Source organism: Streptomyces sp. NPDC107559, from assembly GCF_055657365.1.
On sequence record NZ_JBVKBD010000001.1, the window covers coordinates 154,727 to 167,374 of the forward strand.

A 12,648-nucleotide genomic window follows, 5' to 3' on the forward strand; every position below is an offset into this window, starting at 1 on the left:
CAGCGCTGATGCACGGGGGGCGCACGGAGTCATGGAGTCCGCCAAGCGGGCTGTCGCGCGCGCCTGTTGTGTTACAGCGTCATGTCCGTAATACGAACTCCTGCTTCGCATAGTGCAGTTGTCCTGCTCAAGTCAAGGTCTGTCTTTTCTCGTAAACCAGTAGTCAAATGACGTCACTTGACTACACGCGTTTAACCGTGCGCGGACCTTTCCTGAACAGGACCCCCTTCCGCGCGTTCGGTTGCGTCAGGGGAGGACATCAAGTGAGCAGCAGACCCAGGACCTTCAGAGCGGCCGCCACGGTCGTCGCCCTAGCGGCGGCCTCGGTGACGTTCTCGACCTTCGCGGTGGCGCAGGCCGCGGAGAGCACGTCCGCGGGAAGCCCCGTGGTGGACCGGCACGATCCGCAGCCGGTCAAGAGCAAGGAGCACGACTTCGACGGCCCCCTGAGCAAGACTCAGGACGCGCAGCGCAAGGAGGCTCTCCAGCAGGTCATATCCGGCCAGGCCACGGTCAAGGACCGCAACGGCTCGCAGGTCGTCCAGCTGAAGGGCAAGCAGGGCGGCAGCAAGTACGTCGAGCTCGGCCGCGAGAAGACCGACAAGATCTTCACGATCCTGGTGGAGTTCGGCGACCAGGTCGACAGCCGCTACGGCGGCACCGCGGGCCCGCTGCACAACCAGATCGCCGCTCCGGACCGCGCCAAGGACAACAGCACCGCCTGGCAGGCGGACTACAACCAGGCGCACTTCCAGGACCTGTACTTCGGCACCGGCAAGAACACCGAGTCGCTGAAGAAGTACTACGAGAAGCAGTCCTCGGGCCGCTACTCGGTCGACGGCGAGGTCACCGACTGGGTCAAGGTCCCCTACAACGAGGCCCGTTACGGCTCCAACGACGCCGCCACCGGCGCCTGGTACGCGGTGCAGGACGGCGTCAACGCCTGGGTCGCCCAGCGCGAGGCGGCCGGCGACACCGCCGCCCAGATCCGGACCGAGCTGGCCCAGTACGACCAGTGGGACCGCTACGACTACGACGGCGACGGCAACTTCAACGAGCCCGACGGCTACATCGACCACTTCCAGATCGTGCACGCCGGTGAGGACGAGTCCGCGGGCGGCGGCGCCCAGGGCGAGGACGCGATCTGGGCGCACCGCTGGTACGCCTTCGGCACCGACGCCGGTTCCACCGGCCCGGACACCAACAGGCTCGGCGGCACGCAGATCGGTGACACCGGCATCTGGGTCGGCGACTACACCATCCAGCCGGAGAACGGCGGCCTGGGCGTCTACGCCCACGAGTACGGCCACGACCTCGGCCTGCCCGACGAGTACGACACCGCGGGCGGCGAGAACTCCACCGGCTTCTGGACGCTGATGTCGTCCGGTTCCTGGCTCGGCACCGGCAAGAACGCCATCGGCGACCTGCCCGGCGACATGAACGCCTGGGACAAGCTCCAGCTCGGCTGGCTCGACTACGACGTGGCGAAGGCCGGCAAGCTGTCCGCGCACACGCTGGGCGTCGCGGAGTACAACACCAAGAACCCGCAGGCCCTCGTGGTCCAGCTGCCGAAGAAGACGGTCACCACGGACGTCGTCACCCCGGCCCAGGGCGCCACGCAGTGGTGGAGCGGCAGCGGCAACGACCTGCACAACACCCTGACCCGCTCGGTCGATCTGACCGGCAAGGCGTCCGCGAGCCTCACCCTCGACGGCTGGTGGGACATCGAGCAGGACTACGACTACCTCTACACCGAGGTCTCCACCGACGGCGGCGCCAACTGGACGCCGGTCGACGGCACTCTGGCCGACGGCACCGCCATCCCGCGTGACGGCAGCGGCAAGCCCGCCCTCACCGGTTCGGTGACCGCGTACCAGAAGCTGACGTTCCCGCTCGACGCCTACGCGGGCAAGAAGGTCGACCTGCGCTTCCGCTACCAGACCGACGGCGGTGCGGCGCTGAAGGGCTTCACGGCCGACGAGATCACCGTGACCGCCGACGGTGCCACGGTGTTCTCCGACAACGTCGAGTCCGCGGACGCGGCCTGGACGGCGGCCGGCTTCACCCGCGTCGGCGCGTCCGTCACGGACGACTACGACCAGTACTACATCGCCGAGAACCGCCAGTACGTGTCGTACGACCAGCAGTTGAAGACCGGTCCGTACAACTTCGGCTTCTCGACGACCCGTCCGGACTGGGTGGAGCACTACGGCTACCAGACCGGTCTGCTGATCTGGAAGTGGGACACCTCCCAGGTCGACGACAACACCAGCGCGCACCCGGGCACTGGCCTGATCCTGCCGATCGACTCGCACCCGAAGCCGCTGAAGTGGGCGGACGGCACGCTGATGCGCAACCGCATCCAGGCCTACGACTCCCCGTTCGGCTGGTACCCGACCGACGCCGTCACGCTGCACAAGGCCGACGTCGCCACCAAGATCAAGTCGCAGGCCGGGGTCCCGGTCTTCGACGACGCCCGCTCGACGTACTACGACGCGTCGAACCCGTACGCCGGTGTCAAGATCACTGACACCAACACCCGGATCACGATCGTCCAGCAGCCGCTGAGCGGCTCGACGATCAAGCTCCTGGTCACCCCGTCCCACAAGTAGATCGCGTTTTAGCAGGTCACAGGCGTATCGGCGGCAACCCCTTGGCGGGTTGCCGCCGATCGTGTTTAGGTGCGTGCTGTGGATTTCTTATTGACACCGATGCGCACGGGGGTATGACCGCATGGCTGTGGGAGGTTTCTGCAAGTTGCCGGACGGCATGGTGGTGGTGGCGCTGAACCTGCCCAGCCCCGACGCCGACGGCTCGCCCGGTGTCCGGGTGCTCGTGCACGCCCGCAACCGTGCCCGGGCCCTGACCAGGCTGCGCAACCTCGGAATGCGCGCCGTCTACCTGCGGGGCAACGCGGCCCCGCCGACACCGGACGAGATCACCGCCGTCCTGCACCATCCCGACGGCCTGATATGGCGCAAGACGCCCTGCGGCGAGGTCACCCCGCCGGAGCTGTGGCACCCCATCCGTGCCCTGCTCAGACAGCCGACGGCCCCCGTCTGACGGGTCCGCCGGCCCCCGTCTGACGGGCCCGCCGGCTCAGACGACCGGCTTGCCGGTCAGCTCCACCCCCGCCGCGCGCAGCTCCTCCAGCGCCCGGCCGGTGCTCTCCTCGGCCACCCCGGCGGTCAGGTCGAGGAGCACATGGGTGCGGAAGCCCTGCCGTACGGCGTCCAGGGCGGTGGCCCGTACACAGTGGTCGGTGGCGATGCCCACCACGTCCACCTCGTCGATCTCGCGCGCCCTGAGCCAGTCGCCCAGCGGCACCCCGTTCTCGTCGGCGCCCTCGAAGCCGCTGTACGCCGCCGCGTACGCCCCCTTGTCGAACACGGCGTCGATCGCCCCGGAGGCGACCACGGGCGCGAAGTTCGGGTGGAAGCCCACCCCCTCCGTACCGGCGACGCAGTGCGCGGGCCAGGAGCGGACGAAGTCCGGGTTGTCGGCGAAATGGCCGCCGGGCGCGATGTGGTGGTCACGGGTGGCCACCACGTGCCGGTAGCCGGCGGGCGCCTGCCCGATCAGCTCGGTGATCGCGGCGGCGACGTCGGCACCCCCGGCCACCGCGAGGCTGCCTCCCTCGCAGAAGTCGTTCTGCACATCTACGACGATCAAGGCGCGGCGCATGGCGGATGTCCTTCGGCAGTGGGATCGCGGTGGGGGAGAGGACGGCGGTGGAGGACGGGCGAGGGGTCGGGGGAGCGGTCGGGGGACGGTGCGGGACAGGGACCCGGCCGGGAAGTTCCGAGCCTAGAGACTTCGCGGGCGGTACGGGAGGGGGCGGCCGGGGTCGTGCGTGCGAGCACTCGCTCTAGCTACCCGACCGTCCGTGGACGTACTCCGTAGGAAGGACGGGTTCTCCCCGGGACAGCTGGGCGGCCGACAGCGGCAGACCGGCCAGGGCCGCCCGGTGCCGGTCGCGTGCGGCGTCCAGGGGCTCGCGGGCGACGACCTCGCCGCCCTTGACCAGATCGACCAGCAGCCGCCGGTCGAGCAGCTCGGCCGGCACCGCTCCGGTGCCTACGACCTCGGCCTCGGCGACCCCGTACGCGTCCAGCCGCCGCGCCGCCCACTTGCGGCCGCCGATGGAGGTCTTGCCGCCGCCGGACTTCTTCGCCACCGGCAGCAGCGGCGCCTTCGGGTCGGTCGAACCGGCGCGGGCGACCAGCTTGTACACCATCGAGCAGGTCGGGTGCCCGGACCCGGTCACCAGCTGCGTACCGACGCCGTACGCGTCCACCGGCGACGCCGCCAGCGAGGCGATCGCGTACTCGTCCAGGTCGGAGGTCACGATGATCTTCGTGTCGGTGGCGCCCAGCTCGTCGAGCTGCTGGCGCACCCGGTGCGCGACCAGCAGCAGGTCGCCGGAGTCGATGCGCACCGCGCCCAGCTCGGGCCCGGCGATCTCGACCGCCGTACGGACCGCCTCGGCGACGTCGTAGGTGTCCACCAGCAGGGTCGTGCCCCGGCCCAGCGAGGCGACCTGCGCCTGGAAGGCGTCCCGCTCCCGGTCGTGCAGCAGGGTGAAGGCGTGGGCGGAGGTGCCGACGGTCGGGATGTTGTAGCGGAAACCGGCCGCCAGGTCGGAGGTGGAGCTGAAACCGCCCACGTAGGCGGCGCGCGCCGAGGCGACCGCGGCCAGCTCGTGGGTGCGCCGGGCGCCCATCTCGATCAGCGGCCGCCCCCGGGCGGCCGAGGACATCCGGGAGGCGGCGGCCGCGATGGCCGAGTCGTGGTTGAGGACGGACAGGATCACGGTCTCCAGCAGCACGCATTCCGCGAAGGTGCCCTCGACCCGCATGATCGGCGAGCCCGGGAAGTACACCTCGCCCTCGGGATAGCCCCACACGTCACCGGAGAACCGGAAGGCGGCGAGCCAGGCCAGGGTCGCCTCGTCGACGACGGCGCGTTCGCGCAGGAAGGCGAGGACGTCCGCGTCGAAGCGGAAGTTCTCGATCGCGTCCAGCACGCGCCCGGTGCCCGCGACGACGCCGTAGCGCCGCCCTTCCGGCAGCCGCCGGGTGAACACCTCGAACACGCTGCGCCGCTCGGCGGTGCCCGCCTTGAGTGCGGCCTGGAGCATGGTCAGTTCGTACTGGTCGGTGAAGAGCGCGGTAGAGGGAACGTCCACCGGCAGCCCAAGGTCCGCTACGTCCATGACCCGGATCGTACCCCCATTTCGTCAGTTTGACGATTTCAGTTTCGGGGTGCCGCGGGCGGGCTGTTTGTGCGACCACCCCCCTCGGGTGGCAGCATGGGCTCTGTGACGTCACCCGCACCCCTGGAGATCGAACGCACCGAGTCGGCGGAGGAGGTCTTCGCTGTACCCGAGCCCGACGTCCCCTGGGTGACGATCGTCCACAACGACCCGGTCAACCTGATGAGCTATGTGACGTACGTCTTCCAGTCGTACTTCGGCTACACCAAGGACAAGGCCACCAAGCTCATGCTCGACGTCCACCACAAGGGCCGGGCGGTCGTCTCCAGCGGCAGTCGCGAGGAGATGGAACGCGACGTGCAGGCCATGCACGGCTACGGTCTGTGGGCCACCCTCCAGCAGGACCGGAAGTAGCGAATCGCCTCCATGCCAGGACACTTCGAACCGCTCCCCGGCGGCGGCGCGGCCGTCGCCCTCGACGACGTCGAGATCTCCATCATCCGCTCGCTGACCGTCCAGCTCCTGGAGCTCATCGGCCCCGGCCCCGCCGAGGACGCCTCGGCCGACCCGCTCGCCGAGCTGTTCGCCGAGGGTCCGAGCGAGCCGCCCGCCGACCCGGTCCTCAGACGGCTCTTCCCCGACGCCTACGGCGACCCGGAGGCCACCCCGGGACCCGAGGAGGCGGAGGAGCGGCGGGCGCACTCCGCCGAGTTCCGCCGGTACACCGAGAACGACCTGCGGGCCGGCAAGCGCGAGAACGCGCTGGCGGTGATCCGGACCCTGGACGCGCTCACCTCCGCCGCCGGTGACAGCGGCGCGGTGCTCAAGCTGTCGCCCGGCGAGTCCCGGCAGTGGCTGAGCGCCCTCAACGACCTGCGGCTGGCGATCGGCGCCCGGCTGGAGATCACCGACGAGGACGACACCGACCTCCTCTACCGCCTCCCGGACGAGGACCCGCGCAAGCCGATGGTGATGGCCTATCTCTGGCTGGGCGGGCTCCAGGAGACGCTCGTGTCCACCCTCCTGCCCTGATCCACCCGGGCGGGCGTTCGCTCAGCGGACGCTCAAATCCGGATAACGATCGCATTACCCCAGCGGCCGACTGTGTCCACTTTGTGCACCCTTTGGCCGCTTCTACCTGTGCGTTGCGCCACAAATCGCCCCGACGATCAAGAGTAGGGGCGTGATAAATCTTCACGACCGCCCGGCGAGGACCACCCATGCCCCCGCCGGGTGCGCCACCGAGCCGACGACCGTCGGCCAGGCACGGAGCGGACTCGGAGAGCCCCGAGCCCGCTCGCTCCATACATCCGGGGGGATCGCAACCCGATCCGAGGCCGACGAAAGGCCTGGGTCGGCATGGAGAAAGGCGCACCACACATGACCTCGGTACAGGTCGACAAGGACAGCACCCCCGAAGAGGGGTACGAGCGCGGGCTCGGCAGCCGTCAGGTCCAGATGATCGCGATCGGCGGCGCCATCGGCGTCGGCCTCTTCCTGAACGCCGGGGCGAACATCGCCAAGGCCGGCCCCAGCCTCATCGTGATGTACGCCCTCGCGGGCGTGATCATCTTCTTCATCATGCGGGCGCTCGGCGAGCTCCTGCTCTACCGCCCGGTCTCGGGCTCCTTCGCGGAGTACTCCCGCGAGTTCCTCGGCCCCTTCTTCGGCTACTTCACGGCCTGGACGTACTGGCTGATGTGGGTGGTCACCGGCATGGCCGAGCTCACCGCCGCCGCCATCTACATCAACTACTGGTTCCCGTCGATCCACCAATGGGTGTCGGCGCTGGTCTTCCTGATCATCCTCTTCGTGGCCAACCTGATCTCCGTGAAGGTCTTCGGCGAGATCGAGTTCTGGGCCTCGATGGTCAAGGTCACCGCCCTGATCGGCATGATCGTGATCGGCCTCGGCGTCCTCACCTTCGGCTTCAGCTCCGCCGGTGACACCGCCTCCGTGGGCAACCTGTGGCAGTTCGACGGCTTCTTCCCCAACGGCATCGGCTCCTCCCTGATGACCCTCCAGGGCGTCATGTTCGCCTACCTCGCCGTCGAGCTCGTCGGCGTCACCGCGGGCGAGTCCGAGAACCCCGAGAAGACCCTCCCGAAGGCCATCAACACCCTCCCCTGGCGCATCGCCCTCTTCTACGTCGGTGCCCTCACCGTCATCCTCTGCGTCGTGAAGTGGACCGAGTTCGTGCCGGGGGTGAGCCCCTTCGTGAAGGCGTTCGCCGTGATCGGCATCCCGGCCGGCGCCGGCATCGTCAACTTCGTGGTCCTCACCGCCGCCCTGTCCTCCTGCAACTCGGGCATGTACTCCACGGGCCGCATGCTGCGGAACCTGGCCGACAACGGCGAGGCCCCGAAGGTCTTCGCCAAGCTGTCCACGACCAAGACGCCCGCCCTCGGCATCACCGTCTCCGTGCTCTTCATGGGCATCGGCGTGGTCCTCAACTACGTCGTCCCCGCGAAGGCCTTCGGGTACGTCACCTCGGTGGCCACCGGAGCCGGCATCTGGACCTGGCTGATGATCCTGGTCAGCCACATCCTCTACCGCCGCGCGGTCGAGGCGGGCCGCCTCCCGGCCTCGTCCTTCCCCGCCCCTGGCGGCGCCAAGTGCAGCTACGTCGCCGTCGCGTTCCTGCTCTTCGTCACCGGCCTGATCGCGTACGACGCGGACTCCCGCATCTGCCTGTACGTGATGGCCGTCTGGGCCGCCGCCCTGGCCGTCGGCTGGGCGGTCCTCAAGGCCCGCAACCCCCAGGTCGCCGAGCGCCGCGCCCCGGAGTTCGAGAACGTGGGCTGACCACCCTCCCAGGACGTCCGGCCGCGGGGAGCACTCGTGGCGCCCCCCGTGGCAGCCGCTCAGGACGTCCGGCATACGGGCCCTGCCGTACCACTCTTCGGTACGGCAGGGCCCGTCTGTCTATCCTGACCGGCATGCTGACCATCACCCAGGACCTGTACGACCGGATCGTCGCCCACGCGCGCCAGGACCACCCCGACGAGGCCTGCGGCGTCGTCGCGGGCCCGGTGGGCGAAGGCCGCCCCGAGCGCTTCATCCCCATGCTGAACGCCGCCCGCTCGCCCACGTTCTACGAGTTCGACTCGCAGGACCTGCTCAAGCTCTACCGGGAGATGGACGACCGCGACGAGGAGCCGGTGATCATCTACCACTCCCACACCGCGACCGAGGCCTACCCCTCCCGCACCGACCTCTCCTACGCCAACGAGCCCGGCGCCCACTACGTCCTCGTCTCCACCGCGGACACCGACGACGCCGGAGAGTTCCAGTTCCGCTCCTTCCGGATCGTCGAAGGAGAGGTGACGGAGGAGGAGGTCAAGGTCGTGGAGTCCTACTGATCTCGCCCCTCGGTCGAAAAAAGTCCGTCATGTGGGATGACACTCCGGAACCCGGACCGGGAATCGATACGATGAGCCCATGGTTCTGTACGACGTGAGCGAGAAGACGCCGGGCGCACTGCTCGTGGCGCGGCTGCACGTCGACCTGTGCAGGCTCGCCAGCGCCATCTGTTGACGCCGACCCCTGCTGACGCCGACCCCTGCCGCCGTACGGCCCGTGAGCCGCGGCGCCCGATCCGCGCCACCACGCCCGGCACCGCCGCGCGCCCACCGAACCCGCCACTCCCGACAGGAGCCCTCAGCCATGGCCATCGAGGTCCGCATCCCCACCATCCTCCGCACCTACACCGACGGCGCGAAGGCGGTCGACGCCAACGGGGAGACCCTCGCCGAGCTGTTCGCCGACCTCGACACCCGCCACGCGGGCATCCAGGCCCGCATCGTGGACAACGGCGAGCTGCGCCGCTTCGTCAACGTCTACCTCAACGACGAGGACGTCCGCTTCCTCGACGGCATCAACACCAAGCTGACCGACGGCGACAACGTCACGATCCTGCCGGCCGTCGCCGGCGGCATGGTCTGATCGGTCTTCGGGCACCCATGCGCTACGACTCCCCGCTGGCCGCGGTGGGCAACACCCCTCTGGTGCGCCTGCCGCGGTTGTCGCCGTCCGCTGACGTCCGCATCTGGGCCAAGCTGGAGGACCGCAACCCCACCGGCTCGGTCAAGGACCGTCCCGCCCTGCACATGATCGAGCAGGCCGAGAAGGACGGCCGGCTCACTCCCGGCTGCACGATCCTCGAACCCACCTCGGGCAACACCGGCATCTCCCTGGCCATGGCGGCCAAGCTCAAGGGCTACCGCATGGTCTGCGTCATGCCCGAGAACACCTCCCAGGAGCGCCGGGACCTGCTCGGCATGTGGGGCGCCGAGATCATCCCCTCCCCGGCCGCGGGCGGCTCCAACACCGCCGTGCGCGTCGCCAAGGAACTGGCCGCCGAGCACCCCGACTGGGTGATGCTCTACCAGTACGGCAACCCCGACAACGCGGGCGCCCACTACGCCACCACCGGCCCCGAGATCCTCGCCGACCTGCCCTCCGTCACCCACTTCGTGGCCGGCCTCGGCACCACGGGCACCCTCATGGGCGTGGGCCGGTTCCTGCGCGAGCACAAGCCGGACGTCAAGATCGTCGCCGCCGAACCGCGCTACGACGACCTCGTCTACGGCCTGCGCAACCTCGACGAGGGCTTCGTCCCCGAGCTCTACGACGCCTCCGTCCTGACCACCCGCTTCTCCGTCGGTTCCGCGGACGCCGTCACCCGCACCCGCGAGCTCCTCCAGCAGGAGGGCATCTTCGCGGGCGTCTCCACCGGTGCCGCCCTGCACGCCGCGATCGGCGTCGGCACCAAGGCGGTCAAGGCGGGCGAGAGCGCCGACATCGTCTTCGTGGTGGCCGACGGCGGCTGGAAGTACCTCTCCACCGGCGTCTACACCGCGGCCACCACCGAGCAGGCCATCGAGACCCTCCAGGGCCAGCTCTGGGCATAGCCCTTCTCATCGATGCGCCAACCCCCTCTCATGAGGGGGCTAAGGCGCGTTATGAGGCGGCAAAGATCTTCCTCCGGGCCTGCCCGCCCCCTCCCCGGGCGGGCTACGGTCTGCCCGCGCCTTGTCATGCCTAGCTCATCCGGGTAGGGCGAGGCGTCGAAGGTGTTCCAAGCGTTCGAAGCGTTCCAAGTGTTCCAAGCGTCATGTCGATGCCGTAAGTCGATGTTGTAAGTGTCATGCTCATGACCGCGCTTTGAGCCGCCGCTACGCGCGTCACAAGCCTGCCACCCAAGTCGAGATCCCCACGTTCGATGGAGGCAGTACCCCATGCGTGAGTCACGCCCGAGCAAGCGGCGACCGAGCCTGCGAAGACTCCTGACCGCAGCAGTCCCGGCCCTCGCCCTCACCGTCGCCGGCCTCATGGCGGCCCCCGCGGCCGGAGCCCGGACCACCACCGCGGCCCCCGCCGCGACCGCCACCTCCCGCACCACCCAGAACGCCAAGGCCCTCACCGCCCCCGAGCGGCAGGCCGTCCACGCGACCGGCAAGGCCGGCCAGCAGGTGCCGACCGAGCACCTCTGCGCCACCGCCGAGCCCGGCCACGCGTCCTGCTTCGCCCAGCGGCGCACCGACATCGAGCAGCAGCTGTCCGCCGCCCTCGCCGCCGCCGCGCCCTCCGGCCTGAGCCCGGCCAACCTGCACAGCGCCTACAACCTGCCCTCGACCGGCGGCTCCGGGCTGACCGTCGCGGTCGTCGACGCCTACAACGACCCCAACGCCGAGTCGGACCTGGCCACTTACCGCTCGACGTACGGCCTCTCGGCCTGCACCAAGGCCAACGGCTGCTTCAAGCAGGTCAGTCAGACCGGCTCCACCACCTCGCTGCCGAGCAACGACACCGGCTGGGCCGGTGAAGAGGCCCTCGACATCGACATGGTCAGCGCGGTCTGCCCGAACTGCGACATCATCCTGGTCGAGGCCACCTCCGCGAACGACTCCGACCTCGGCACCGCCGAGAACGAAGCCGTCGCGCTCGGCGCCAAGTTCGTCTCCAACAGCTGGGGCGGCAGCGAGTCCTCCTCCCAGACCAGCGAGGACACCTCCTACTTCAAGCACCCGGGCGTCGCCATCACCGTCTCCTCGGGCGACGAGGACTACGGCGCCGAGTACCCGGCGACCTCCCAGTACGTGACCGCCGTCGGCGGCACCGCGCTGTCCACGTCCTCCAACAGCCGCGGCTGGACCGAGTCCGTGTGGAAGACCTCCAGCAGCGAGGGCACCGGCTCCGGCTGCTCCGCCTACGACCCCAAGCCGAGCTGGCAGACCGACACCGGCTGCACCAAGCGCATGGAGTCCGACGTCTCCGCGGTCGCCGACCCGGCCACCGGCGTGGCGGTCTACGACACCTACGGCGGCTCCGGCTGGGCGGTCTACGGCGGCACCAGCGCCTCCGCGCCGATCATCGCCGGCGTCTACGCCCTCGCCGGCACCCCGGGCTCCAGCGACTACCCGGCGAAGTACCCCTACTCCCACACCTCCAACCTGTACGACGTCACCAGCGGCAACAACGGGAGCTGCTCCACCTCGTACTTCTGCACCGCGGGCACCGGCTACGACGGCCCGACCGGCTGGGGCACCCCCAACGGCACCACCGCCTTCGCCTCCGGGACCAGCACCGGCAACACGGTGACCGTCACCAACCCGGGCAACCAGTCGACCGCCACCGGCAACTCGGTCGGCCTCCAGATATCCGCCGTCGACAGCGCCGGCGCGACCCTCACCTACAGCGCGACCGGCCTGCCGACCGGCCTGTCCATCAGCAGCTCGACCGGCCTGATCTCCGGCACGGCGTCCACCGCGGGCACCTACAGCACCACCGTCACCGCGAAGGACTCCACCGGAGCCTCCGGATCGGCCTCCTTCACCTGGACCGTCAGCACCTCCGGCGGCGGCACCTGCACCTCCGCCCAACTGCTCGGCAACCCGGGCTTCGAGTCCGGCAACACCACCTGGACCGCGAGCAGCGGAGTCATCACCAACGACTCCGGTGAGGCGGCCCACGGCGGTTCGTACAAGGCCTGGCTGGACGGCTACGGCTCCAGCCACACCGACACCCTGTCCCAGTCGGTGACCATCCCCTCCGGCTGCAAGGCGAGCTTCACCTTCTGGCTGCACATCGACACCGCGGAGACCAGCACCAGTTCGGCGTACGACAAGCTGACGGTCACCGCCGGATCGACCACCCTGGCGACGTACTCGAACCTCAACAAGGCCACGGGATACACCCAGAAGACCTTCGACCTGTCCTCGTTCGCCGGCTCCACCGTGAGCATCAAGTTCAGCGGTGTCGAGGACTCCTCCCTCCAGACCAGCTTCGTCGTGGACGACACCGCCGTCACGACCAGCTGACCCTCCCGTACCGCTGAGCGGGGGCCCCGGCCGTGCGACACGGCCGGGGTCCTTCCGGGATCCGGATGCGCGGGTGGAACGTCACATCTGCACCAGGCACCGGTCCCGGCG

12 protein-coding genes are annotated in these 12,648 nt (G+C 69.4%); 10 read left to right on the forward strand and 2 right to left on the reverse strand.

What is annotated here, in order from left to right; translation table 11 throughout:
- The first annotated feature begins 263 nt into the window (after positions 1 to 263).
- On the forward strand, positions 264 to 2,612 hold the full coding sequence (locus ACZ7OY_RS00605; RefSeq protein WP_471909372.1) for an immune inhibitor A domain-containing protein: 2,349 nt from the start codon (positions 264 to 266) through the stop codon (positions 2,610 to 2,612).
- Positions 2,613 to 2,733: 121 nt separating this feature from the next.
- Positions 2,734 to 3,063: a hypothetical protein gene (locus tag ACZ7OY_RS00610; RefSeq protein ID WP_351600391.1), complete on the forward strand. Its 330-nt coding sequence runs from the start codon at positions 2,734 to 2,736 to the stop codon at positions 3,061 to 3,063.
- 36 nt (positions 3,064 to 3,099) lie between these two features.
- Here ACZ7OY_RS00610 and ACZ7OY_RS00615 read toward each other — a convergent pair whose 3' ends face one another.
- Complete coding sequence (locus ACZ7OY_RS00615; protein ID WP_351600389.1) at positions 3,100 to 3,684, reverse strand: isochorismatase family protein; 585 nt, start codon at positions 3,682 to 3,684, stop codon at positions 3,100 to 3,102.
- Between the two features lie 184 nt (positions 3,685 to 3,868).
- The gene (locus ACZ7OY_RS00620) at positions 3,869 to 5,215 is read right to left on the reverse strand and encodes a nicotinate phosphoribosyltransferase (protein WP_471909373.1); all 1,347 of its coding nucleotides are present in this window, start codon (positions 5,213 to 5,215) and stop codon (positions 3,869 to 3,871) included.
- Between the two features lie 96 nt (positions 5,216 to 5,311).
- Here ACZ7OY_RS00620 and clpS point away from each other — a divergent pair, with 96 nt between their 5' ends.
- The 8 genes from clpS (at position 5,312) to ACZ7OY_RS00660 (ending at position 12,537) form a co-directional block, all read left to right on the forward strand.
- Positions 5,312 to 5,629: an ATP-dependent Clp protease adapter ClpS gene (gene clpS / locus ACZ7OY_RS00625; protein WP_152892859.1), complete on the forward strand. Its 318-nt coding sequence runs from the start codon at positions 5,312 to 5,314 to the stop codon at positions 5,627 to 5,629.
- 12 nt (positions 5,630 to 5,641) lie between these two features.
- On the forward strand, positions 5,642 to 6,247 hold the full coding sequence (locus ACZ7OY_RS00630) for a DUF2017 domain-containing protein (RefSeq protein ID WP_471909374.1): 606 nt from the start codon (positions 5,642 to 5,644) through the stop codon (positions 6,245 to 6,247).
- 348 nt (positions 6,248 to 6,595) lie between these two features.
- Positions 6,596 to 8,020, forward strand: coding sequence for an amino acid permease (locus ACZ7OY_RS00635; protein ID WP_471909375.1), 1,425 nt, complete (start codon positions 6,596 to 6,598; stop codon positions 8,018 to 8,020).
- Positions 8,021 to 8,154: 134 nt separating this feature from the next.
- Positions 8,155 to 8,577 (forward strand): M67 family metallopeptidase, encoded by a 423-nt coding sequence (locus tag ACZ7OY_RS00640; protein ID WP_471909376.1) that lies wholly within the window; start codon positions 8,155 to 8,157, stop codon positions 8,575 to 8,577.
- A 79-nt stretch (positions 8,578 to 8,656) separates the two neighbouring features.
- On the forward strand, positions 8,657 to 8,752 hold the full coding sequence (locus ACZ7OY_RS00645; protein WP_238427166.1) for a winged helix-turn-helix domain-containing protein: 96 nt from the start codon (positions 8,657 to 8,659) through the stop codon (positions 8,750 to 8,752).
- Positions 8,753 to 8,881: 129 nt separating this feature from the next.
- Entirely contained in the window at positions 8,882 to 9,160 is a 279-nt protein-coding gene (locus ACZ7OY_RS00650; RefSeq protein ID WP_471909377.1) for a MoaD/ThiS family protein, read from the forward strand.
- A 17-nt stretch (positions 9,161 to 9,177) separates the two neighbouring features.
- The gene (locus ACZ7OY_RS00655; RefSeq protein ID WP_392610795.1) at positions 9,178 to 10,128 is read left to right on the forward strand and encodes a PLP-dependent cysteine synthase family protein; all 951 of its coding nucleotides are present in this window, start codon (positions 9,178 to 9,180) and stop codon (positions 10,126 to 10,128) included.
- 327 nt (positions 10,129 to 10,455) lie between these two features.
- Entirely contained in the window at positions 10,456 to 12,537 is a 2,082-nt protein-coding gene (locus ACZ7OY_RS00660; protein ID WP_471909378.1) for a putative Ig domain-containing protein, read from the forward strand.
- Positions 12,538 to 12,648: the final 111 nt, after the last annotated feature.

Excerpts from the sequence above, each read along its gene's own strand:
- ACZ7OY_RS00610 (WP_351600391.1), top strand. The coding sequence starts at position 2,734 with ATGGCTGTGGGAGGTTTCTGCAAGTTGCCGGACGGCATGGTGGTGGTG.
- ACZ7OY_RS00615 (WP_351600389.1), bottom strand. The coding sequence starts at position 3,684 with ATGCGCCGCGCCTTGATCGTCGTAGATGTGCAGAACGACTTCTGCGAG.
- ACZ7OY_RS00620 (WP_471909373.1), bottom strand. The coding sequence starts at position 5,215 with ATGGACGTAGCGGACCTTGGGCTGCCGGTGGACGTTCCCTCTACCGCG.
- clpS (WP_152892859.1), top strand. The coding sequence starts at position 5,312 with ATGGGCTCTGTGACGTCACCCGCACCCCTGGAGATCGAACGCACCGAG.
- ACZ7OY_RS00630 (WP_471909374.1), top strand. The coding sequence starts at position 5,642 with ATGCCAGGACACTTCGAACCGCTCCCCGGCGGCGGCGCGGCCGTCGCC.
- ACZ7OY_RS00635 (WP_471909375.1), top strand. The coding sequence starts at position 6,596 with ATGACCTCGGTACAGGTCGACAAGGACAGCACCCCCGAAGAGGGGTAC.
- ACZ7OY_RS00640 (WP_471909376.1), top strand. The coding sequence starts at position 8,155 with ATGCTGACCATCACCCAGGACCTGTACGACCGGATCGTCGCCCACGCG.
- ACZ7OY_RS00645 (WP_238427166.1), top strand. The coding sequence starts at position 8,657 with ATGGTTCTGTACGACGTGAGCGAGAAGACGCCGGGCGCACTGCTCGTG.
- ACZ7OY_RS00650 (WP_471909377.1), top strand. The coding sequence starts at position 8,882 with ATGGCCATCGAGGTCCGCATCCCCACCATCCTCCGCACCTACACCGAC.
- ACZ7OY_RS00655 (WP_392610795.1), top strand. The coding sequence starts at position 9,178 with ATGCGCTACGACTCCCCGCTGGCCGCGGTGGGCAACACCCCTCTGGTG.
- ACZ7OY_RS00660 (WP_471909378.1), top strand. The coding sequence starts at position 10,456 with ATGCGTGAGTCACGCCCGAGCAAGCGGCGACCGAGCCTGCGAAGACTC.